The following is a 23,383-nucleotide window of genomic DNA, read 5'->3' as shown; positions in this document are numbered from 1 at the left end:
GCACATGGCCCTGCCCCGCCCCGCTGCTCCCCGTCTGCGCACGCTGTCCGCCGTCCTGCGCGGCCTGGCCGCGCTCCTGGCGCTGACAGTCCTTCTCGTGGGCCTGCCCTGGCTGCTGTGGCAAGCCACCCATGCGCTGCTGCCCGGTGGTCTCGACGGATTGAACCACCTGTTCACCCGAACCGACACCACCAGTGTGGCGCTGCTGTTCATCGCGGCCGTCGGCTGGATCGGCTGGCTGTCCTTCCTCATCTCGCTGCTCGTGGAGGTTCCCGCCCGGTTGCACGGCCGCAGCGCGCCTCATCTGCCGGGACTGCAGCTGAGCCAGCGCGCCGCCGCCATGCTGGTGGGCAGCATCCTGGTGCTGCTGCCCACCTCAACCGCGCTGGCCTCCCCCGCCACCGCGCATGCCGTCACCGCCGCCCGGCTCCCGAGCCAGGCCTCCCCCTCGCCCGTACATTCCGCCACACCGGCGCCTGTCACCACACCGGCCTCCGATTCGTCCCGGGCGGCCACGGCCCAACGCACCTACACGGTGCGGGAGATGCGGCCCGCCGAGAGCCTGTGGAGCCTCGCCGAACACCTGACCGGCCACGGCGAGCTCTACACCCAGATCGCCGCCTCGAACGAGGGCCGCACCATGGCCGACGGAACGATCTTCAAGACCAACGCCCCGATCCAGCCCGGCTGGATCCTCCACCTCCCCGCCGACTTCCCGCTCCTGGACACCACCGGGGCACAGCCCCAGACCGCGGGCGCAGCGCCGGCAGCCGGGCCGCACCGTGACACCGTCCGTCCCGGCGACAGCCTCTGGAAGATCGCCGAGCGCGAGTTCCACGACGGCACGCGCTACCCGGAGATCTTCGACGCGAACCGGGGCAAGCCCCAGCCCACCGGCGGCCACCTGACCGACCCCGACAAGCTCGAAGTGGGCTGGAGCCTCGATATCCCCGCGCCTGCCGCTCCCAGCCCCGCGCCCGAGGCTCCGGGGCACATCACCCCGCCGCCGACCGCGGACCATCCCGCCCCGGCCCCCGCCCCGCCCGGCCCCGTCACGCCGCGCGAGACCCCCCGACCGCAGGCGCCGACGGCTCCACCCACCGCGCCGACCACCGCGCCTACCCGGCCGGCCACCTCCGCCTCAGCACCTGCCACGCCCGCATCCAGCCGTCCCACCGCTTCGGTCCCGCGCTCTGCGACCTCAGCGCCCGCGGCTCCGCGACCGCAGCCCGAGGCCGCATCGCGCCAGGGAGTTCAACTCCGTACTGTGGCGGGGGCCTTCGCGCTCCTGGCCGCTGCTGTCACCGGTGCGCTAGCGCTGCGCCGCCTTCTCCAGCGCCGGCGCCGCGCGCCCGGCGAGACCATCGCCATCGCTGAGGAGACCTCGCTGGCCACGGCCCAGCTGGCCGAGGCCGCCGAACCCACCCTGGTGGACGAACTCGACCTCGCACTGCGTACCTTGGCCCACCACGCCCAGGCCGAGGGCCGCCCGCTGCCGGTTGTCCGGGCCGCACGGCTCAGCCAACAGGCCATCGAGCTTCTGCCCGGCGAGCCAAGCGCCGATCCCCAGCCGCCCTTCGTGGACGGAGAGGACGGCTGGTGGACACTCCCCGCCACGGCCGCGTTGCTCGATGCCGCGCAGGCACATTCCGTACCCGCCCCCTACCCGGTGCTGACCACCATCGGCGCCACCGAGGACAGCAGTGTCCTGCTCCTCAATCTGGCCCAGACCCGCGTCGTCTTGCTGAACGGCACGGCGGAGCACATCCGCGAGACATGCACCTCCATCGCTCTGGAACTCGGCATGAGCCCCTGGGCACAGCAGGTGGAGATCGTGACGCTCGGGTTCGGCGACGAGCTGCCGCAGCTCCTGCCCACCTCCCGCATCGCGCACAAGCGCGAGCCCGCGCACGCGGTCCGCGACCTCGGCGACTGGATGCTCACCGCCTACCAGCAGCCCGACGATGCCGACCAGCCCTATCTCCTGCTGTGCGCAGCCGAGTTGGACAACGACCTCGCCTGGCAGCTCGCCGAGGCTCTCGACAAGGCCGGCGACCTTCCGGTCGCCCTGGTCGCTCCCGCCGCCCACGCCGGTCACCACTTCCCTGACGCCCCAGTCCTCGATGCCTCGTCCTCTGGGCTCCAGGACGTCGAGGACATCGGCCTCGCGGTCCGGCTACAGCGTCTCGAGGGATCCGCCTTTCAGCAGATCGCGGCCGAGCTCCGGATCTCCGGCCAACCTCCCATCCCCGCCGAAGGCGCCTGGCAGAACGTGCCGGGCGAGGCCGACGCTCCCACGGCCACCCCGCCTAGTGCACCCGCCGAGCCGGCAGAGATCCCCTCCGCCATGGCCGACCCAAGCAGCGGGCCAGCCATGCTCGGGGCGTTCCCCGCGTTGATGACCGCCACCACCGACCCGGCAGCCCTCCGACTCGTGTCCACCCCCACATCCCCCGCACCGTCCACCCCGCAGACCGGCAACCACCTCGACGCCCCCCGACCGGACACCAAGGCCTCGCTGCCCCCCGCCTCCGTGAGCAGTGCCCCGGACGAGGAAGACGAGGCGGATGCCCACGATCTGCACGCCCCGGAGATCAGCGTGCTCGGGCCCATCCAGCTGCCGGGCGTCTCCGTCTCCGGCCACGGCCCGCGCGTGGCCCAGCTCGCTGCCCTGCTGTATTTCAAGCCGGGCCGAAGTGCCGACACCCTGTGCGCCGACATGGACCCACTCACCCCCTGGTCGAAGAAGACCCTCGACACCCGACTGGGCGATCTCCGCCGCAGTTTCGGCGACGACGCGCACGGAAACCCATACGTGCCGCGCCGTACCGGCCGCGACGACTCCTACAGTCTCTCCCCCCATGTTCGCTGCGACTGGACCCGGTTCGAGCAGCTCGCCAAGCATGCCCTGGCGAACGGGCCGACCGCGGTCGGTGAACTGGAGCGCGCCCTCAGCCTGGTGCGCGGGAAGCCCTTCGGAGCCAGCCCCCTGCCCTGGGCGCAGCCACACCAGCAGGAGATGGTCACCCGCATCGTCGACGTCGCTCACACCGTCGCGACCTGGCGCATGGTTCCCGGCCCCCACCATGACCTCGCCGCCGCCCGCCAGGCCATCGCTACCGGTCTCGAAGTCGACGAAAGCGCCGAGCTCATCTATCGCGACTGGATGCGCATCGAGCACGCCGCCGGTAACCGTCCCGGCCTGTTCACCGCCTCCACCCGCGTCCAGCAGATCAGCCGCATGAACCGCTGCCCGCTGGACCTCGAGACCGAAGCCCTCATCGACAGCCTGCTCGGAGCGGGCCAGCGCGCGCAGGGCTTCTAGGAAGCGCCGGGACGTCTGTCCGCCCAGGTGGGCGGACAGACGTTGGCCAACCACGGTGCACACCGCGCCGCAGACGAGTGCGCAACCTGGTTAGGGAGTGCGCAGCCGTCCATGCACAAATGCCCAACCGGTTGGCTGTCTTGCGCAGTCAGCCAACCATCCATAGATCCGGTCCTGATTCATCGCTCCGGTCCGCGGCCCGTCTGGTTGAGGCGGGCTTGGTGACAGGGTGCCGCCGGTCATGCTCCGGGATTGCACGGTAGCGAAGGTTCTGCTTCCGGAGGGAGTAACCGTCAAGAGTTGTGGATCAGTTCGTCGTCAGGGATAGCTGACCAGATCTGCTGAGCCAGTGCCTCGGCGGCGGCACTTCCATCAACCACCAGGTCGCATTCATTCCGCACGGGTTCGACGTGCTCCTCGTGGGCGGTACGCCGGTGTTGGAGGTAGTTCCGCAGGAGGACGTCGAGGGAGAAGCCGTCCCTCAAGTACTTGCGCTGGATCTTCCGGGCCAGCCGGAGGTCAGCTGGCAGGTCGACGAAGACGTCGAAGCGCCCGCACGAGACCTGCGGGGCGACCCGGCGGGCGAACAGGCCGTCGACGATGACGACGGAGGCCGTGGCCAGCGCGGTGTCGGTGTCATGGTTGAGGCGCCCGAGGTCCACCGACCGGGGATCGCCCACATCCAGCCGCAGAATCCCCGACTCATCCGGCGTCCACACCCCGCGTTCGGGGGTGTCGAAGTAGTAGTCGTCGCCGTGAAACACCCGCACAGGGGCCTGGGAAGCAGTGGTGGCCAGCGCGGCAGCCAGCGTCGTCTTCCCCGCACCGGCCCCTCCGGTCAACGTCACCAGCATCCGGTCCGCCCCTTTCCAGCACTCGTCGTGAGGCTGGAGGATCGCATACGGCCCCGTGAGCTCACGCCACCAGGGGCCGGGGGCGTTCCACGAGGTGCCCGCCCTCGAAGTGGGCCCCGCGCGGACCAGGGCGACGAGATGCGGCGAGTTGACCGCGCGCCAGCGGGCCTGAGCGGACTCAATAAGCTTGAAGACCATGGCCAGGGCGGCAGCGCGCGAGCCGGCCCCGCGGGTGACCTTGGTCCGGAGTCTCACAGTGACGAAGGTGGACTCGATTGGATTAGTGGCGCGCAGGTGGATCCAATGCTCGGCGGGGAAGTCGTAGAACGCCAGCAGCTGACCCTGGTCATCGAGGATCTTCTTGACGGCCTTGGGGAACTTCGCGCCGTAGAGCTTCTCGAACGTCTTGATCGCCTGGAGGGCGTGGTCACGGTCCTCGGCGTTGTAGATGTCCTGGGCCGACTCTCTCCTAGATCTTCGCGCACACGTTACCGAGCCTCGGGACGGCCCGTGCGGGCTGAGTAGCAGCGATGCAGCCATGCACGGCGCACACACCGAGCTCGTACGCCTGGCGGCCACCGAGGACCAGGTTGCTGCCTAGGAGCGTGGGTCAGCAACTGTCGTAGGTGCTTGCTACCGTCGTCGCGTTACAAAGATCCTTAACTCAGGGGGTTGTTGTGGGCGCCGACGACATGCGCGTGTTCGGTATCGGCTTGTTCGACCAGTGGACGGCCATGTGGAACGGTGACCTCGATCTCGTCAACGAGATCATGGCGCCCGAATTCGTGCTGCGTTATGCACAGGCGGGCACCGACGCCTTCGACGAGATCCGCACCCCGCAGCAGCTTGCCGAGATTGTCGCTGCCTGGCACAAGTCCCGCACCGGGCTTCTCTTCGCAGCGGAGGGGACCGCCGCCGTCGATCTCACGCCTGCCGACGACGCGCCGACCGGACTTGTCGCGCGCCCCTACCTGGCGAGCTTCGTGGCCGAGGACGGCGTGAGGGTCGCCAGGAGCGGAGTCGACATCCTCAAGGTCTGCGATGGGTTGATTGTCGAGGTCTGGTCGGTCTCATCCGGCGCCGCTGGCCGGACTTTCTACCGCTAAATGCGCGACTCCGTAGCCGGCAACCCGAGTGCGACTTGTGATCATCCGTGCGAGATCATCCGGGTATACGTGGTGGAAATGGGTTGTTCGCGGTCGAGCCGGCGAGCCGAAGCGGCTGCAGGGCTGTCCGGCGGCGGCGGACAAGACGTTTCGGGCGTTCGACCCGCACCAGGTCCTGCTGCTGCCACCGTCGCTGGACGACTGGCTGCCCGAGGACCACCTTGCCCGGTTCGTCGCCGACATGGTCGACGATGTGCTGGACCTGGGGCCGGTTCTGGCCGACTACACCAAGAAACGCGGCTATCCGCCCTACGATCCGCGGCTGATGCTGCGTCTGCTGATCTACGGCTACACCACCCGAGTGCGGTCCTCGCGGGCGATCGAGCGCAAGTGCTGACGACCGGTGCCGGTGGCAGCAGCCGGTTCACCTCCGCTCGCGCGGAGAGCAGACTATCCCCACGTGCGTGGGGAGCAGCCCAGCGACCGCCACATCCGGTAGTCGGAGACGGGACCATCCCCACGTGCGTGGGGAGCAGACTGCCTGAACTGGGGGTTTGTAGACGAGCAAGCTCGTTTTCCCTCACTTGCAGAGAACCCGACATATAGGTGTTGTAAGTCAATTTCGCCCACTCCTCAGCGCCTCCCGAATCTGCGGCGCTTCGCAGCGTTGCTCCATCCAGGTTTGGGGGCGGTAGCAGCCGTCGGTTTGGCGGTGAGCCGGCGGATCAGGGTGAGGCCCTCGTGGTCGGTGGGGTGCCAGGTGTGGTCGTGGGTGCGGAAGGTGTAGCCCTGTTCGGTGTCGGTCGTGTGGGCGAGGAGGGCACGGCCTTGGTTGGTGTACTGCTGGACTTCGGTCCAGAGAGCGTCGCGGATACGAGTGTTGGGGTTGCCGATGGAGACGCCCGGTGAGATCTCCAGGAGCCAGCGGGTGAGGAACCCCCGTAGGCCGGTGGGGCAGTTGGTGAGCACGATGACGGTCACCAGGCGTCTCCGTAGGGGTCGTGGTTGCGGCCGGCGGGCAGGAGGGTGTTGTCGTCGGTCTGGAGGGTGACGGTGTCGGTGAATTGGTCTGGCGCCGTGTCTGGTCCGGGGGTGGACTGGCCCAGGAGGAGGTGTTTGATATCGGTGACGCAGCGGTCCATGAGGCCGGTTCGGTGGATTTGATCGCGTAGGGCGCGGCGGGTTCGGGGGCCTGGGTCCTCGGCGCTCTCGGCTGCGATGTCGAAGGCGAGGGGGATGCCGATCTCTGTCTTGTAGAGGTCGGCGATGTCCAGGACGAAGGAGAGTTCGTGGCCGGAGTGGATGAAGCCGAGTGCGGGTGAGCAGCCGAGTGCGGTGACGACGGCGTGGGCGATTCCGTACATGCACTGGGCGGCTGCGGTGACGGCCTGGTTGACGGTGTCTCCGGCGGTGAAGTCGCCGGGGGTGTATTGGCGTCCGCGCCAGGCGATGCCGGTGCGTTGGGCGTGCTGTTGGTAGCACTGTTTGACGCGTCGGCCTTCACGGCCGAGGAGTTCCTGGCGGGTGAGGCCGGCCGGGTCCTCGTCGGGGAACCGCAGCCGGTACATGGCGCGGGCCACGGTGAGGCGGGTGCGTCGGTTGGCCCATGCGGTGGCCTGGGCTTCGGCGAGGGCCGAGGAGCGGCTGAGGGCGCGGCCGGCGGCGTAGTAGCGGACGCCGTGTTCGCCGACCCAGACCACTGCGGCACCGGTCTCCCCCAGCACGCTCATCGCCTGGTGGGTGATGCGGGTGCCGGGGCCGAGCAGGAGGGTGCCGATGGTGGCCGACGGGATGTGGGTAATGCCGTCGGCGTCCTCCGCGGTGATCGCGTTGGCGTCCCGGTGGATGGTGCACCGTTCGAGGTAGACGAAGGAGATGCGGTCGCTGGCGCGGGTGAGTTCGCGCGGGCCGGACTGGGGCCGCTGGCCGACGGTGGTCACGGGTGCGGCTCCTTCAGGTCAGTGGGGCAAGGGTCATCAGGCCGCAGCCGTATGCCTTGGCCTTGCCGATGCCCTGGGCCAGGGCGCGGCGCAGGGCGTCGGGGTCGGTGACCTGGAGGCGTCCGGTGTAGGTGACGGTGGTCACCTGCACGCGATGCTTGGCGGAGGTTGTCTCCTCGCGTTTGGCGAAGTCGAGGCGGCGGTGTTCGGCGACGGTGACCTGGTGGGTGTCGCCGTGTTCGGTGAGCCGCTTGTCCTCGGGTGTGGTCAGGATGCGGAATCCGCAGCGTTGTTGGCGCTCGGGGTCGAGGAGCCAGCCGATCTGGTGGGTGGGGGTGCGGTGGGCGGTGCGTTTGGTGGGGGCGCCGTCTTTGACCCGGACGTAGTGGACAGGGTTGGCGGTGAGCCGGAAGCCCCACGTGGAGCCTTCGCTGAGGCCCGCAAGGAAGGCCGCATAGTCGTAGGTCTGCCAGCCGGGGGTGCCGGTGGCCGCTGCTGCGGGCCAGCCGGCCTGTTCCACGAGGTGGGTGAGGTCCGGGCGGTCCGGGCTGACGATATAGAGGAGGGTCTCGGCTTTGGCGTTGTGGTCCAGGCGCCACAGGACGCGGGGGATGTCGCCCTGGGTGGGCAGGATGGTGGCGAAGGCGGACATGACGCCGGCGTGTGTGGCCTGGGGAGAGGTCAGCAGTTTCCGCGCCCCGGGGCGTGCGGTGTTGAAGCGGAATCGGGTCAGGTACATCAGTCGGTTACCTCGGTCAGGTGGCCGGTCACGTCGTGGGCGGGGACGGGCGCTGGGGGCGCGTCCTGTGCGGCCAGGTTGCGGACCGTCACCGTGGTGGTGTGGACGGTCCGCAGGGCGTACTGGCGGTGGCGGGGCGAGAAGGTGAGCGGCTGGTCGCGCACTGTGTCGCCGACGGGCGTGAGGGCCGCGGTGGGGTCGTGGCCGGCGGGGTGTTTTGCCTCGGTGAGGAGGCGGAGGGGGATTTCCTGCTCGCGTCGGCGGCGCCGCTGGTACCAGGGTGAAGCGCGCCATGGTTCGGCCGTAAGAATCTCCTCTAGCACGGCGTCGGCATGCAGGTCGAGGGAGATCGGGCGGGACGGCGGGCAGGAGCGGCGGCCGAGGTAGGGCAGGTAGTAGGGGCAGTTGAGCGCGGTGTGGAGGGCGGCGAGCAGTTGCGGGTTTCCTTCGACGGCGGCGACGAAGACGGCGTCGGCAAGGTAGAACCGCTCCGATACCGGCATCGATTCGCCGGTGTCGGCGTGCTGGGCGGTCTGGTAGTCCCGCAGGCGGGTGCCTGCCTGGTCCACTCGTACGCCGAAGCGGAGTTGGGCGAGGTCGGTGATGTCGGCGTCGCGGTTGCGGCCCAGCGCAGCGGCGAGCAGGCCGATGACGCCGCTCTTGGTGGGGGCCGGCTCGGTGGTGCGGCGGGTGAAGCGGGCCGAGGCCCCCCAGGACTGCAGGGGGCCTGCGAGCTGCAGGGTCAGGACGCCATGGCTGTTCATTAACGCTTGCCCAGACGGTCGGCGACGGCCGTCGCGACGGTGTCGACCAGGGTGGTCAGTTTGGGGATCTGGATGCCGATGGTGTCGAGGGCGGTGGTGCTGGGGCCGAGACGCAGGGTCCAGGTCTGGGTGGAGTCCTCGTCGCCGTAGGCGGCCTCGACGGCGGGGATGTACTGCGCCAGGCGGGTGCAGGCGGCCGTCATGTGTCCGCCGCTCTGCCCGGCGGTGACGGGCTCCTCGAAGGCGGAGACGTAGCTGATAGGGCGGGTGGTGCGCAGGGTGACGATGGCGGCGTCGGGCAGAGTGTGGTTGCCGAAGGTGTTGACCTTCCCGGTGGGCAGGGAGGCGAGGAAGCCGTGGACGAAGGCTTCAACGGCGCGGCGTACGGGGGTGGTGGTGTCCTCGTCCTCGCGCAGACCTTGGCCGAGGTTGCGGGTGAGGGCGTCGACGTCGAGGGCGGCGTAGCGGTAGAGGGTGGCGGAGTTGAAGTCGATGGTGCCGATCATTCCGGCGCCCGGCTCGGCGGCGGTGTTGCGGTCGTCGACGGCGGTGAAGTAGTCGGACTCGTTCTCCACCCGGTGCACGCTCAGCGCGTGGGCGACCTGGGCGGCGGCATCCACGTTGAGGTCGGCGGAGTCGGCGACCATCCGGCCGAAGAGGGCGATGTCCACGGAGTGCCGGGTGTTCGCGATCGCCTTGGCCTTCGCCTTGTTCTCCTTTTCCTTGAAGAACGCCTTGATGTCGGCGGCGCCCTCGACAGCGAGACGGGCGAGCCCGTCGAGCTGGCCGGCGCTGAGGAACATCAGGTAGGAGGACTCGGGTGCGGGCGCGGCGTCGCCGTTCTTCTTGGCGTCCTTGGCCTTGCGCTCCGGAATCTCGATCTTGGAGTTGGTGGCCGTCTGGACCGTTTCGGCGGCCAGGGCCCAGGCGGCCGTCTCGTTGATCGAGGGGTCGAGAGCGGTGATGCGTCCGGCGAGCAGCTCGGCGACGCGCTTGCTGCGCACGCCGAGTTCACCGGGGTCGAGGAGGTCGGTGAAGAAGCTGCGGGTGGCGCGCTTCCATGCCTGGCTGGAGACCCGGGCCCGCTGCACGCCGCCGTAGAAGGCGGTCTTGGGGGTGCCGGTGTCGTCCCGGTTGAGGTTGCTCGGCGGGACGTTCTGCAGGGCGTGGACCTCGACGATGATGCGGCTGTTCACAGGGCGTCCTTCGGGTCGGGCACATCGGCGTCCGGGCCGGCGCCAGTGGTTTCGGATGTGTCGGGGGTGCCGCCGATGCTGGGCCGGTCGGCTTGAGTGCGGTAGGCGTGGAAGGAGCGGCCCCAGGCGCTGCGGACCGCGGCGGCTCCGCCCGGGCGTGCCCAGGTGTGCAGCTGGTCGGCAAGCAGGGCGTAGTCCAGGGCGATGTCCTGCTGCCGCAACAGCAGGGCGATCTCGCGCAGGCGGAGGGAGAGCATCGGCATGCTGGCGGCGGTGCCCGCCCGCACGAAGCGTTTGCGCAGCGGCTCGTCGATCTCACCGCGGGGCATCAACGCGCGGACGGCGGCGCCGAGTTCATGTCCTCCCGATCGGTGCATGGCGGTGCGGCGGGACTGCTGGTGCACCGCCCACAGGGTGAGCGCGGTGTGGACGGCTTCCTCGGCCCGCACCGTCTCGGCCTCGCCCCCGCCGGTCGGGGTGTACAGGTCGGCGGTGTCCACCAGACCCCACAGGTCGGGGACCGTTCCCGCGCCCTTGCCGACGCCGCGCCGCAGCCGGGCAAGGGCTGCCACCGCGGCGGACTCGTCGTCGAGATAGCCGCGCTGGAGCCGTGTGATCTCCCGGCCGACAACCGTGCCCGCCACACCGGGCGTTGCATACGGTCGCTTCGAGCCCGGGGGCGTGCTGCTGGTCATGCGGGCACCTTCGGGTGTTCGGGGCCGCTGGCTTCGGCGTCGGCGGCCGGTTCGGCAGGGGGCGCGGCCAGCGGCAGCGCCCGGTTGAGCCAGGTGGCGAACCACTGGGCCGCATAGTCGGAGCAGAGCCAGACCTCGCCCTTGGGGCCGGAGACGAGACGGCCGGCCCACGCTTTTTGTCCGGCCTGTGCGATGAGTTGGCGTCCCAGCGCGCGGACCTCGCCGCGGGCAGTGCGCTGCCACTCGGCACGCCGCTGTTGCGGGTCGTCGCCGTCGGCCAGCGAGGCGAGCCAGGTGCGGTAGAGACCGTCCAGGGCGGCATAGCCGAGATCGAGAGCCGTGGACCGCGGGGTGTCGCCCTCCGTTCCGGCGGCGCGGGCGAGGTCACCGGCAAGGTTTCCCAGCGCCTTGACCGCACCGTCGGCGTCCGCGACCGCGTCGATCGCGCACCGCCCCAGCCGCCGGTCCGCCTCGTGCAGCAGGGCAAGAGCGACGGCGACGCCGTCCTCGGTGATCTCCTCAGTCACCGACTGCTGGGTGCCGTAGACAGCTCCGTACGCCCTGAGCCGGACCATCGTGTCCTTGGGCAGGAACCGTTCGGTGGTCAGGTGGGCCAGCCAGTGCACGATGCCGGGGCGCAGCGCGTTCGCCGGCTCATTGCGGGCGGAGGTGTCCTGGTCGCGGGGGGCGATGAGAGCAGCCAGGCCACGCCAGGCGGCACGCGAGGGGTCGTGCTCGCGCGGCATGTAGACCAGGGGCCGGCCGAGCTTCTTCTCCTGGGCTGGGCTGCGCCGCCAGCCCGTCATCGGCTCCTGAGCCTGGCGGTCCTGGACGCTCAGCGGATCACCGTAGGTCAGCAACACCCCGTACACGCCCTGCTCATCGAAGTGCAGCCGCAGCCGCCGCGACTGCCAGGTGTACAGGTCCCGCACCCCGAACGGCCGCCGGGCCAGGTCGGCGGCGGCGCCGGGGCCAGACGGCTCGCGCCGCCAGGCCGGACGGTCCTGTCCCGTCGTGCGCACCACGTCGGCATCCGCAGCGATCAGGTTGAGCAGCAGCGTCTCGCGCAACGTATTGCCCTCGGCCAGTACTCCGCCAATGCTCCCTGCCCAGCCGACGCCCTGCGGGTATGCCTTACCGGCCTTGGCCCTCGGGTCACCGACCGTGCCGGTCTTGATGCCGGAGGTGTCGTAGGCGTGGGCATGGACGGTCCAGCGGGCGGCCTCGGAAAAAGTGATCCGGTCCGCACCAGGGAAGCGCATCGTGAAGAACGCGTCGCCGTTGGGAACATCGGCAACGATGCGGTTCAGAGAGAAGACCTCACCCTTGGATGTGCGCAGTCCGGCCGTCTGGAAGAACGGCGTCGCCGGATGCAGCAGATCGAACCGCTCCCGGTGGGTGTCGAGATAGCCCTCGACGGATGCGAACGGGGCCTCGTCCTCCCACAGGTCGGCCCACTGCTCAGTGTCCTTGGGCCCGTCCACGGCATCGTGGACAATCGCCAGCAGCAGCCGCATCAGAGGGAAGTCCTGCGTCGGCAGATCCCCCGACAGACGCCTGATCTCCCCCGCCTGCACAAAGATCTGGCGCAACGAAAGCTCTGCTGTGCTGCCGTCGGTGCGCAACACCGGCAGCCACGGCCGACTGGTCAGGTCCCAGGACGCTAAGTCGCCTGTGCCTGCTGCTTGTTGCTCACTGTTCACGCGTCACCTCCAGTCCCTCGCTCGGTGAATAGCTGAGACGGAAGCCTGCCAGGCGGGTCTGACAATCCGGGCCGAGAACGAGAAACAGCTCCCCAGCCAGCCAATGGCACTCCTTAGACTGCCAGGCCCGTGGGCAGAATTCCTCCAACTCGGCGATCACCTTGTCGATCACGTACGGCTGAGACAACTGCATCGGCAGGCGCAGTCCGCAGGAAGCCGCCACCCGCGCGGCCCGCGGCTCGGGCACCGCGTACTCGGGCAGCGCCAGACCACCCTTACCCAGGTCCAGCCACTCCGGGGTGGTCAGCGTCCCGTCGGATAGGCGCTGTATGACCAGGACTTCGAGCGTCTCCTTGCCGTCGCGGACCTGTGCTCGTCCACCACGGCTGTCGTCCGCGTCCCCGGCCCCGCCCTTGACCCAGCCCGTCAGCGCCCGTCCGGCCTTGAATGCAGGCGCCAGACGATAGGTATCCGCGCGCATTTCCTTGTCCGCCAGCTCGTCCTCGTGCGCGCGCCGCGCCTCCTGCATCACCTCAGCCCACTCCACTGGGCCCACCGCCCCTGGCCCGTATGCCTGCTGGACCAGCGGGCTGATGTCCTGGGGCAGGCGCACCAGCCCGGTCTCGCCCTGAAGGTGCGGCAGGAGGACGGCCAGCGACCGCAGCAGCGCATGGCGTCCATAGACCCTGACCGATCCCGCTACGGGGCGCGGCACCGGCCGGCTCCGGTCGACCCCGGTCAGGACACATCGGGCAGCCGACAGCAGGGGCGGCCGCTGGCCGCGCGCATGCCGGTGGAGCCGGCCCATCCGCTGCAGGACCAGGTCAACGGGGGCGAGGTCGGTGACCAGGAGGTCGAAGTCGATGTCGAGGGACTGCTCGGCGACCTGGCTGGCGACGACGATGTGCAGATCGGGACGCTCGCTGCCCGGCCCCGCTTCACGGCCCGGCGGGCCGAATTGCGCCAGCAGGCCGGCGTCCTTGGCCGCACGGTCCGGGTCCATGAAACGCGCATGAGCCACGGACACCGCCTGCCTGCCGAACCGTGCCCGCAGCGCCTTCGCCGTCTCCTGCACCCGCGCCACCGTGTTCCGCACCACCAGCACACACCCGCCGTCTGCCAGCAGTTCCGTGAGTCGGTCGGCCAGTTCCGCAAGACCGTCGTCCAGCCACTCCACCTCGACCAGGCCGCCGCGCCCGGACGCCCCGGGCTGCTCCACCACCGGACATCCCCCGGGCGCCACCACGGTCAACAGCGGATAGCCTTCGTCCTCCTCCAGGCCAGCGAACAGTTCCGCGTGCCGCTCTACCGCGATGCTTCCCGCATACGCCCCGGCCAGCGCACGGCGCCGCCCCGCCGGGAGCGTCGCCGACAGCACCACCACCGGCACCCGGTACTCGCCCAGCCACGACAACACCCGGTCCAGATAGGAGTTCATGTAGGCGTCATAGGCGTGCGCCTCGTCGACCACGACGACTTTCCCGGCCAGCGCAAGATGTCGCAGCGCAAGGTGGCGGCTCTTCAGTCCCGCGAACAGCAGCTGGTCGATGGTTCCGACGACGAACGACGACAGCATCGCCTTCTTCCGGCCGCTCAGCCACTGATGAGCCACCAGCTCGGCCGGCGTGAACGGATCCTGCGCGCTGCGCGGCACGACAGTCGCTTCACCGTCCAGATCCACGGCACCGATCGGCTGCGAGGCGGCCATCAGTCCGGCGAAGTGCTCATTGAGCGCAGCCTTGGAATGCGCCAACCGCACCGACCACGCAACACCATCCGCCCCAGGAGGCAACCGCCGCAACCAGTCCAGCAGGCGCGGGAACATGCCGTTGCTCGTCGCCATGGTCGGAAGGGCGAAAAAGCAGCCTCCCGCACCGCTGCGAGCAGCGAAGATCTCGGCGACCGCCAGCGCGGCCTCCGTCTTCCCCTCCCCCATCGGCGCCTCAATCATCATGAGCCCCGGTGCTGGCAATTCGCGGGCGAGCCGGACGGCCGCCTCCTGCACCGGCCGCGGCCGTGCGCCCGGCGACAGCTCGAAGCGAGCGGCAAACAACTCGGCCGCCGATCCCCTGGGCTCCTGCGGGCACCACGGAGCAGGCAGATCGAGCTCTCGCCAGGCCGCCGCGACCCGCTCTGCGCCACTGCGCGAAACAGCCTCCGGAAAATACGGGAAGAGATCCGCGTTACTGGCGATCCAGTCAGCAACGATCACCAGAGCCGACAGCACCGCCTGCACACTCTGCGGCAACTTCACCCACCGCCAGGCAGCCAGACGCTCCGTCACCCCGAACTCCACGGCGCAGGCAACGAGCAACTCCTCCTGCACCCCCAGCCACACAGCCTCCGACCGCCCCGGCGTACGCAGCAGCTCGGGGTGATCGTCCAGATCCCCCACCTGAACCTTCTCCGGCGGAAGCCCGTGATGACCGCCCACCACCACAGCGAACTGCCCGCAGCTCTGCGGCGACCAGCCATGCCGCTCCTCCAGCCACTGGGCGAGCAGCATCTGCCCGGCCAGCCCGTGCGGCGCCATCCTCCGGTCAGCCATCCGCTTCGGCCCCTGCATCTCCAAACCGGCATCCCGCATCCGGTCCGCCAGCGAATCCACCTGGCACGCGAAAGCCGGCGTCGCCTTCCCGATGTCGTGCACCCCCGCCAGCCACACCGCAAGCGACCTCGCATCCGCCGCCCCGCCCGGCAACACCTCCGCCACTAATGCACGAACCGCCCCCGGCACCCACCGGTCCCACAACAGCCCCGCCACCGCCCCGCAGTCGGCGAGATGCCGCCACAACGGCAGCCACCCCGCACTCGCGAAGTCATACTTCGCCCACACAGCCCGCGCCGCCGGCGTAAGCCCCCCACCCAGACCACCCACGAACTTCCACTCCCCAATCAGCACCGTGCACGCACGACCGACCCCCCCGCCCGCGACCTGCCAGCTTCCGCACATCCACAGTCCAGGATGAAAACAGCCACCAATGACAACAAGCCCCCAGCCAGCCTTACACCCCAGCACCCTCTAGCCGGATGCGATCAACTGCGGCTGGACTGCGTAGAGTTGCCGCAACAGCATGCTGGCTCAGCGAGCATCTCGGCGACAGAGAAGGACAATATTAAGTGCCGGAATGGCCCGACATGAGAGACTCCGGCAAAGTAAGCAAAACACTCCCCGCACCCGGAAGAACCACCAGGTCACGGAGCCTGCTCCCCACGCACGCGGGGATGGTCCCCGTCCCTGTTCGATCACGACGCTGAACGTGGACTGCTCCCCACGCACGCGGGGATGGTCCCGGTGGCCCAGGCGCGACAAGTACTCGATGGGGCTGCTCCCCACGCACGCGGGGATGGCTGCTCTCCGCGCGAGCAGAGGTGACCCGCGTGGTTGCTCACACTCCGGCTCCCCTCGTCGCTGCTCTCCGCGCGAGCGGAGGTGATCCGACCGGGTTGCAGGCCCCACCCGTACGCTCCGGCTGCTACCCGCGCGAGCGGAGGTGACCCGAGATCCTGGACCGAATCGAGTTGCCTCGCGAGCTGCTCTCCGCGCAAGTGGAGGTGACCCGTTCCTGGGCCAGGCGCTTGTCGACGTCGATGTACTGCTCTCCGCGCGAGCGGAGGTGAACTGCCTTACTGCCGATCCCACTTGTCGGTGTGAGCCTCAGGAGATGCTTGACAGTTCGTGCTCCGGACATGGTTGACACGTTCGGCTGAAGGTCCGCTATCTCCCGTCCACCGGTGGGCAGGGGGTGCTTCCGTCGGTGCTTGTGGATGTGCAGCAGTTGGTCAAGTACCGCTACCGGGTTGTCCGCGAGGTGCTCGGTGGGTCTCCAACCGGTGAGGCCGCGGCTCGATACGGAACCTCGCGTCAGTCTGTTCACAGTTGGCGGCGGTCCTTCGAACAGGAGGGCATGCCCGGCTGCAGGACGCTCCCCTGTGACCATGGAACAGTTCCGCGCGCCTGTCTGCCGAGGTGGAAGCCGAGATCCGCCAGCTGTGTTGCCTGCCTCTTCTGCGGGTCGCCCGCCGGATCTCCCTCGAACGTGCTGGTCAGAGGCTGGCGTTGACGCCCGTCGAGGGCCACTGTCCACCAGGTGCTATCTCGCAACGGCCTGGTCCGCGCCCAGGAGCTGTGGCATCCCCGGAACTACCGCCGGTGGCACCGCGAGGCACCCATGCACCTGTGGCAGATGGACCTGGTCGGCGGGGTTCCGCTGACCGATGGGCGAGGGTGCAAGATGGCCACCGGCGTCGACGACCATTCCCGGTTCGTCGTGATCACCTTGGTCGCGGCGGTGCCCAGCGCCTGCGTAGTTGCTCGGCCCTCACCGCCGCGATGCGCCGTTACGGAGTTCCTTCGAGGTCCTGACGGACAACGGCAAGCAGGCGAGTATGGCCGGTCTGGAGGGAGGCTGGACGGAAAGGACCTGCTCAGCAGGTGCCTCGCCGTCTGGCCGTCGCTATCCGCACCCTGCGCGAGGAGTTCCTCGATCGCGTGGTGCCGTTCGAGTCGCTGGCCGCGGCCCAGGATGCGGTCGAGGGTTCGTCAGGTGTTCCTGGCGGGGGGTGTGCATGGTACTCAGCTGGCTCCATCCTGGAGAATCTCGGCGCACCGCTCGCTCCAGGGCACTCGCTTCGGGGCTGGCCCGGCCAGATTTGCCTTCGCGCGGTGGAGGTCGGCGAGCAGCTCGGTCAGCAGGTCGTGTGCCACCCGCTGCCGGGCCTCGGCAGCCGTCCGTTCTGAGGCTTCCTCCAGCGTGGCGCGCGACGTGTGCCGGGCGGAGCGGACCATCGCCATGCGGTGGGCGTGCTGGGCTTCGGTTTCAGCCTGTTCGCTGTTCGCCAGACGTTTCAATGCTTGATGACGGCGCTGGTCTAGCAGTTGCCGTGCCAGCTGCTGCCGTTCGTAGGCGCGCAGGACGGGATGGTCCGCTGCTTGCGCCGAGGCCGGTGTACGGTCGATGAAGGTCCAGGTGTCCTGTTCGACCTGGCGAATCAGGTCCGCCGTGGCCTGCAGGTCGAGCGGGTCGAAGCGCAGGGCGACGATGTGGTTCACCGCTTGGGTGACGAGGTCTGCGGTGGTCCGCTGGTACGTACAGGGCGGGCACTCCCCGGCGGAGTCAGGGAGTCCGCACGTCCGGCACGCCATCCGAGCGCGTGCGGCCTTCGCCTCGGCGAGCTGTTGGCGCTGCTTGTCCACGATCGTGTGTCGCAGAGCCTGCTCCTGGGCAAGGCGCTCGCGTCGCACGTCGTCGGCGGCTGCCTGCTTGCGTAGGCCGCTCTGCAACCGCCGCTCAACCTCTGCCCGCCGTACGTCCGAAGACGCCCAAGGAAGATCCTCGGCAACTGCTTCCGAGACCGAGCGGCGTACCGACTGCCGGTCCCCGATCCGGCAGGCACAGCTTTCGCACGGCCCTCCGGTGTCCATTCGGATTCCGTCGTCGCATACATGCGACCAGCAGTCCGGGCGCTGTGGCAGGCCGCGGTGCAGCAGCCAGCCCACCAACTGGGTTACGGCATGGGGGCCTTGGTCATTCAGGCGCCGTTGCAGCCGCGTGGCCAATACCGACCCGGCAAGTTCTGGGCCGACAATGCCTGCGAGGCGGGTGACCTCGGTGCGCAGGGCCTTGGCCAGCCAGGCTGCGGTCGAGGCTCGGGTAATTCCAGCCCACAGATGGGCAACTGGAGCCAACGCCTCCGCGAGATCTTGCGGAACGACACCGACCAGCGCGAAGGCCGCCTGCCTCTCGACCGGTGAACAGCCCGGCTTTTCCCCGCGCAGCGGGCCACCCCCTACCACCTGCTGCGCCTTGCGTCGGCCCGGACGATCTTGCGACTTGGGATCCTCGCCCGCGCCCGCGCGCTCCCGCAGACGGCCTTCACCCAAGACGGCGGAGCCGGAAAAGCAGTTGAGATCACCGGCAGAAGGGGCAGAGAGAGAAACCACAGGTGTGTGGCTAGTGTGGAGGCCTGCACTAGCCGAATCGACCGATGCCCCCTCAAAACCCGAGCTGACCTGCTCATTTACCGAATCGTGAACCATCTGATCCCCGGATGCACTCTCCTCGGCCGCCATCAGGAGGTCTTCGAGGCTTTCTTGCGCCCATCCATCGCCGGCCAGGACCAACTCGTCACCCAGCACCTCCGTTCCGGCACACCGCTGGCACGGTCGGCTCTCCTGCACTGGGCCATCCGTCAACGCCGAGGAGCGTGCGCCGAATTCAGGCGGCGCGGTCCTGCGTACGCGAGCATGAGCAGCGGCCACCGCCGGTACCCGAAGCCGATCGCGGCCGGGCCGTCCCACCGCGTCCAAGGCCAGATAGCCGGCGGCCATCAGCCGGTCGACCACTGCGGCGGCAACATCAACTGCACAGCCCATCAGGCGCGCCATGGTCACATCCGCCCGCCTATATCCCGCCGGGACCCGGCCCGGAGCCATCCGCACGCGCCCGTCCGTCCGGGCCTCCAGACACAGCAGCACCATGGCCAGCCGGTCGGTTGCCGCGCCCCTGTTCTGCCGCCAGGCCATGAACCCCGGTGGCGTCGCGACCTTGTCCTTCGGCTCCCACCCCGGGCACGTCACCGCCTCGCACAATCGCAGTAGCGTCGCCAACTCCCGCTTGGAAAGCATCGCGAGCGGCTGCCCGTCAGCAGCAGCCCGGGCCTCACGCAACGGCAGCAATTCCAGGCGCAACGACTCCGTCCGCCCGCTGTCGGAACGCTTTGTCGCGCACAACACCGCGTCCGAAGCATTCATGGCGGGAACCAAGGTGTGGCCCACATGGGAGACGGAACAGCCCAGCCAGCCGCCGACATCACGAGACGAGATATCCACGACCGTGGAGCATGCCGGTGCCTTGGCCAGTAGGACCACCGCGGCCAGCTTCACGAGGTCGCTCTGCTTGGTCAGTCGGGAGTCCTGCAGCAGGCTCTGGATTGCTGCAGCAAGAGCTGAGCGCATCGCCGGAGACAGAACGAGGGGCTCGTTCGGCTTTTCCTCACCAGTGGGTTGGTGATCCGTTGCGGGGCGCGTTGAAGTGGGTGACGAGACCGTTCTGGTCTGTGAGGCCGTAGTCGAGTGGGGGGCCGGAGCGCGCCGCGTCAGATCGGCTTCGGGCACGACTGAGCCAGCCCTCGGACGGGTAGCTATGATCTGCTCCTGTCGAGGAGGTTCGAGAGGGGACACTTCGCCGCCGGCGGTCGCCTGGGGAGGTAGAGACGTTGGCAAAGCGAGCGGTAGTTGGATCTGCCTGTTCGCACCTCCTCGACGAACGTGGATGCCGTAGGGCTTAGCCCTTAGCTGTTGCAGTGGATGCGTGTTTCGCGGTCGACTTCTTGCGACGCGGTTCTCGGGTGGGGATCTGAGCTAGCAGGGAGGGAAGTTCATCGATCCACCTTCCGATCGGGAACCGGAAGGCGAGCTGCCCGTCCAGCGGGGATGGATCCTCTCCGCTAGAAGAAACGGACTCCAGTGCGGCTCGCTCATCTCGTGAGTGGGCTACCTGCACTGCGTCTTGCATAACCCAGAGCGTGGTCTCGGAGTTGGTGCGTGGGTCTGTCACTGCGTCACGAGCGGCGTTGAGCGCCAGCAGTTGCCAGGTGTCTACGTCATGTTTCAGCGAGCGCTGGCGCTTCTTGTCAGGCCAGATGATGCTTGAGAGAACGCGGTGGACCTTGATGACGATGATGTCCGCTTCGAAGTGCCTCTCCGGAAGAATGCCGTTCTCAACGGCGCGATAGACCCAATTGCTGTCGACACCAGCTGCGTTGGCAACGGCGTTCGCGCTGAGGAGGCGTCTGGGAGACGGCATGGAAGCTCCTGTGATCATGACTGGGCGTGACGGAAATACCCTACCCCAACCCCTCAACTTGTGTCCCTCACAGGGGAATAGATGAGTGAGATGGTGGATGGAATCTAGGGTGCAGGAGTCGATACTTGTATAGGTCGTTCGATCGCTAGATCGCAGCATCGATAGATAGATGCAGACTATGGCGTGAGGTGAGTCGGTAGTCCGATCGATAGGTCTCGCACGTCAGAGGTACTTTTAGGCCCTCCACTGGCCGGAGCTTGGGGTCCCCCGTAGACCCCTGAGAGTGACGTTTTTGGCGATGCCCTGAGAGTTTCACCCGGACTGAGATCAGCGGTCCGTCGCACGAGAGGGAAGGCGTGCCCAGGCCCGATCCAGGAGCTGGGCGTGCACGTGGAGTCATATTTTTAGGTCAGATGACGCGCGTGTCGAGGTACGCGAAAGGGCCGTACACCATGAGGTGTACGGCCCTTTGAGGGCGCCTTAGAGGCTGCGCCTTGCGAGCCTGCTAGAAAACCAGCGGAGTCTGCTTGCGCTTGGGCATTGGCCCTTCCGCGTTGAGTTGCCGAAGCAACTTCAGCGCGACGGCAGACATCACGTCCTTACCTTTACGCGAGTATCCGACGTCTGCCATTGCAGCCAGGACCTGGTCGAAGCGAGCCCGTGCCTCTGGACTCATGCTCATGGAGGTTCGGTGACCACGCGGCAGGCCTACCATCTCGCGGTTGATCCATTCGACCAGTTCCACGAGTTCGTCAGCGCCGGTAGGCGCGGCCCGAACGATGGCGTCGACATAGTGCGTCGCAGCGAGCTCGGGTTCTCCGGATGACACGCGGTCCTTCCGGACACGCTTATGGAGCTCCTCCCAAATCGGTTGAACTAGGTTGACGCCATGTTGCTCCCAGGCGCGTGAACGAACTCTTGAGTCGACGAAACTGTCCCACACCCTCTGCTGGGTTGGCCCGTACTTAGTCTTGTCACCACGTGCACTGGATGGGCTGCTGGATGCGCCCACGCGTGGTTCCTTGGCTGGGAGTGGCGACGGGATCTCAGTAGTGGGCGATCCGTCCTGAGAAGTCGTGGCGTCACTCGTGGGGCTCGTGACAGCTGACGGCAGTGGGGATTCAACTACGTCGGTGGGGGGCAATTGGCTAGATACGGGGATGGGCCCACCAGGCGCAGCCGTGCTCACACTGAGGGAGTTGACGGGCTCACCGGGTGAAGCCGGGCTGGGAACGGGTGCCTCTTTGGGCTCCCCAATGAGCGTCGTGGACAGGCCGGCATCTGGAGCTGGTACGTCAGCGGTCCCTCGGGAGGTCGGAGGGGCAGCGTCGGCCGGGATGACGGGCTCTGATTCCAGTGCCGTTGGTACCTCCGCAGCTGGCGACGGGACAACCGACGATGGAGCCCCGACCGGAGAGATGCCACCAGAAGTCCCCAAGAAGGAGCTTCCCGCCACAGCCTCACCATTTGCACGGAGAGCAGCAGCGTTCTTGGCGCGGTCTCCGCTGCCGCGGCGCTTCCGGCGCGCCAGGTTCGCGAAGTCGCCTGCCAGATCCTGGGTCTTGTCCGTTGAGGCTTTGTCAGACACGGCTGGACTCCGTCGACTTCTGCGGGGGCACGCTTGAAGCAGCCGCCTCGGCAGCCTCTAGGAGGTCGTCGGCGCTGGGAGCGATCTGCCAGTCCTCTTCGGGAGTGTCCATCCGGTCGAGCACCTCTTCCAGGAACTTCGCATAACGCTTGCCACACGCGGCCCGGGCAAAGGCGATCACGGCAGGCACCCCCTTCGTGTAGCTCCCGGAGATCCGGCCGTCCTCACGAACCTCAGTGACGAACGGAAGAAGGTCTGCATCCACCATCTGGTTGCGGACGTCAATCTCTTCGTTCGTCCACTCCCCCATGGGGTGGGACAAGTTGAGCAACGCTCCAAGGTACTTGGGGTCAGCCAGCCCGTTGGTGCGTTTGCTCACGTGGCGAACAGTCGAGCGCATCGCCACCGCGCCTTCGATCGTCGCTCCCTTAGGGGCGCAGAGAGTGAGCGCGTAGTCAGCGGCTGCCAGCGCAACCCCGTTGAGAGACTGAACGGCAGGAGGAGTGTCGAAGACGGCGAAGTCGTAGTCGTCCTCCAGTTCAGCAAGGAGGTGACGTAGAACGGCGGCCTTCTCAACCCCTCCGGCGTGCAGGAGGTGTTGCGCGTTCGCCATCGTGGCTTGCTCGGATGCCAGAAGGTGGAGCTTGCCCTTACTCCTCCGCTGCTCGAGGAGCTCGCTGCGATCGATGATGATGTCCCGCAGCGATGTGGGAACTCCTTGAGCAGCCACCTGCAGCTTCAGGCCCAGCGACATGCCGATGTCTTGAGGTCCAAGCCGGATGCCGAGCGCTGAGCCGGCCTGAGCCTGGGGCTCGATGTCGAGGATCACCACGTTGTAGCCAGCCAGAGCCATACCCGCAGCGAGGTTCACGGACGTCGTGGTCTTACCGGGCCCGCCCTTTTGGCTAACTACGGCCACTTTGTCCACGAACTGCTCTCTTCCTGTGCGGCGGGACGACGGCTCAACACCTTGGTGACATGCACCGTTTGCGAGCTGCGACGCTACTTGCGATCGCGCAAGGTCGGCAAGCTATGTCCCTGTGAGGGGTATTACTAGCGCGACTCTAACAGCTTGCGGCTGCAGGGGCGGGGCACCACGCGGACTGCGGTTGACGAGAACCTGAAAATCCCACCATCTGTCGTTGGATGCGTGCGGGCGCCTGGTTCGGGTTGGAACCGCCCAGCCTGTGGGAGTCACAAGGCACTCCGAGGTCGACGGACGGGGTCGCGGGTCCGTGGCGCTGCGGAGCTGCGGTGGTTCGGCAGGTTCCTGCCGTTGCGCCGAACGCCTTGGTTGACGGGCTGGCAATTGGGCGCGGGCCGGGCAAATCACGTGATCAGTTGAGACCTGGTGCTCTTTGGTGATCAGTAGCGCGATAGCTGCGGAGAGGTGCCAGTCGCTCGATGCGGGGCTCGTTGGGTCGGTACAAGGTTGGCTGGGTAGCGCGGTGAGTCGCTGGATCGTCTGCCTGATGGGTTGATCGGAACGTCGGTTGATGCGTGGTCCGCAGAGTAGATATGAGCGTCCGTCAGTCGACGGTTGAATCGATCGCAGCCAACGCCGATCGCTCGCTCGATGCGGGGCTCGTTGGGTCGGTACAAGGTTGGCTGGGTAGCGCGGTGAGTCGCTGGATCGTCTGCCTGATGGGTTGATCGGAACGTCGG

15 protein-coding genes and 3 pseudogenes are annotated in these 23,383 nt (G+C 68.1%); 4 read left to right on the top strand and 14 right to left on the bottom strand.

Annotated features, from left to right (window positions below; translation table 11 throughout):
* Positions 1–4: 4 nt before the first annotated feature.
* Positions 5–3,325: a LysM peptidoglycan-binding domain-containing protein gene (locus tag ACIQ8J_RS30785; RefSeq protein ID WP_403276094.1), complete on the top strand. Its 3,321-nt coding sequence runs from the start codon at positions 5–7 to the stop codon at positions 3,323–3,325.
* A 293-nt stretch (positions 3,326–3,618) separates the two neighbouring features.
* Here the strand turns inward: ACIQ8J_RS30785 and ACIQ8J_RS30780 are convergent.
* Both ACIQ8J_RS30780 and ACIQ8J_RS30775 read right to left on the bottom strand, forming a co-directional pair.
* A pseudogene (locus ACIQ8J_RS30780) lies at positions 3,619–3,954 on the bottom strand (hypothetical protein); the annotation flags it as partial.
* Between the two features lie 286 nt (positions 3,955–4,240).
* Positions 4,241–4,635, bottom strand: a pseudogene (locus ACIQ8J_RS30775) (transposase); the annotation flags it as partial.
* 221 nt (positions 4,636–4,856) lie between these two features.
* Between ACIQ8J_RS30775 and ACIQ8J_RS30770 the strand changes: the two are divergent.
* Positions 4,857–5,285 carry a hypothetical protein gene (locus ACIQ8J_RS30770; RefSeq protein ID WP_403276096.1) on the top strand — a complete coding sequence of 143 codons (429 nt, stop codon included), beginning with the start codon at positions 4,857–4,859 and terminating at the stop codon, positions 5,283–5,285.
* Positions 5,286–5,400: 115 nt separating this feature from the next.
* Positions 5,401–5,679, top strand: a pseudogene (locus tag ACIQ8J_RS30765) (transposase); the annotation flags it as partial.
* Between the two features lie 239 nt (positions 5,680–5,918).
* Here the strand turns inward: ACIQ8J_RS30765 and cas2e are convergent.
* The 8 genes from cas2e to cas3 form a co-directional block, all read right to left on the bottom strand.
* Positions 5,919–6,266 carry a type I-E CRISPR-associated endoribonuclease Cas2e gene (gene cas2e / locus ACIQ8J_RS30760; protein ID WP_403276098.1) on the bottom strand — a complete coding sequence of 116 codons (348 nt, stop codon included), beginning with the start codon at positions 6,264–6,266 and terminating at the stop codon, positions 5,919–5,921.
* Positions 6,263–7,225, bottom strand: a complete 963-nt coding sequence (gene cas1e / locus ACIQ8J_RS30755) for a type I-E CRISPR-associated endonuclease Cas1e (protein WP_403276099.1) — start codon at positions 7,223–7,225, stop codon at positions 6,263–6,265. Before cas1e ends, cas2e begins: the two co-directional genes overlap by 4 nt.
* 13 nt (positions 7,226–7,238) lie before the next feature.
* On the bottom strand, positions 7,239–7,964 hold the full coding sequence (gene cas6e / locus ACIQ8J_RS30750; protein WP_403276100.1) for a type I-E CRISPR-associated protein Cas6/Cse3/CasE: 726 nt from the start codon (positions 7,962–7,964) through the stop codon (positions 7,239–7,241).
* Entirely contained in the window at positions 7,964–8,728 is a 765-nt protein-coding gene (gene cas5e / locus ACIQ8J_RS30745; RefSeq protein ID WP_403276101.1) for a type I-E CRISPR-associated protein Cas5/CasD, read from the bottom strand. Before cas5e ends, cas6e begins: the two co-directional genes overlap by 1 nt.
* Entirely contained in the window at positions 8,728–9,924 is a 1,197-nt protein-coding gene (cas7e, locus tag ACIQ8J_RS30740) for a type I-E CRISPR-associated protein Cas7/Cse4/CasC (protein WP_403276102.1), read from the bottom strand. The genes cas5e and cas7e overlap by 1 nt, the downstream gene beginning before the upstream one ends.
* Positions 9,921–10,619, bottom strand: coding sequence for a type I-E CRISPR-associated protein Cse2/CasB (casB, locus tag ACIQ8J_RS30735; protein WP_403276104.1), 699 nt, complete (start codon positions 10,617–10,619; stop codon positions 9,921–9,923). Before casB ends, cas7e begins: the two co-directional genes overlap by 4 nt.
* Complete coding sequence (gene casA / locus ACIQ8J_RS30730) at positions 10,616–12,247, bottom strand: type I-E CRISPR-associated protein Cse1/CasA (RefSeq protein ID WP_403608012.1); 1,632 nt, start codon at positions 12,245–12,247, stop codon at positions 10,616–10,618. Before casA ends, casB begins: the two co-directional genes overlap by 4 nt.
* Positions 12,248–12,311: 64 nt before the next feature.
* A complete protein-coding gene (gene cas3 / locus ACIQ8J_RS30725; RefSeq protein WP_403608010.1) occupies positions 12,312–15,275 on the bottom strand; it encodes a CRISPR-associated helicase Cas3' in 2,964 nt (987 codons plus the stop codon).
* A gap of 793 nt (positions 15,276–16,068) precedes the next feature.
* Between cas3 and ACIQ8J_RS30720 the strand changes: the two genes are divergently transcribed.
* On the top strand, positions 16,069–16,386 hold the full coding sequence (locus ACIQ8J_RS30720; RefSeq protein WP_403608009.1) for a helix-turn-helix domain-containing protein: 318 nt from the start codon (positions 16,069–16,071) through the stop codon (positions 16,384–16,386).
* A gap of 512 nt (positions 16,387–16,898) precedes the next feature.
* Here the strand turns inward: ACIQ8J_RS30720 and ACIQ8J_RS30715 are convergent.
* The 4 genes from ACIQ8J_RS30715 to ACIQ8J_RS30700 all read right to left on the bottom strand — a co-directional run bounded on the left by ACIQ8J_RS30715 (position 16,899) and on the right by ACIQ8J_RS30700 (position 22,637).
* Positions 16,899–19,280 carry a hypothetical protein gene (locus ACIQ8J_RS30715; protein ID WP_403276109.1) on the bottom strand — a complete coding sequence of 794 codons (2,382 nt, stop codon included), beginning with the start codon at positions 19,278–19,280 and terminating at the stop codon, positions 16,899–16,901.
* Positions 19,281–19,608: 328 nt separating this feature from the next.
* Positions 19,609–20,130, bottom strand: coding sequence for a hypothetical protein (locus ACIQ8J_RS30710; RefSeq protein ID WP_403276110.1), 522 nt, complete (start codon positions 20,128–20,130; stop codon positions 19,609–19,611).
* A 505-nt stretch (positions 20,131–20,635) separates the two neighbouring features.
* A complete protein-coding gene (locus ACIQ8J_RS30705) occupies positions 20,636–20,959 on the bottom strand; it encodes a hypothetical protein (protein ID WP_403276111.1) in 324 nt (107 codons plus the stop codon).
* A 751-nt stretch (positions 20,960–21,710) separates the two neighbouring features.
* Positions 21,711–22,637, bottom strand: coding sequence for a ParA family protein (locus ACIQ8J_RS30700; protein WP_403608014.1), 927 nt, complete (start codon positions 22,635–22,637; stop codon positions 21,711–21,713).
* Positions 22,638–23,383 lie beyond the last annotated feature (746 nt).

The organism is Streptomyces sp. NPDC094147 (assembly GCF_044764265.1).
Taxonomy (GTDB): domain Bacteria; phylum Actinomycetota; class Actinomycetes; order Streptomycetales; family Streptomycetaceae; genus Streptomyces.
This window is presented reverse-complemented; position numbering and strand designations above follow the sequence as displayed.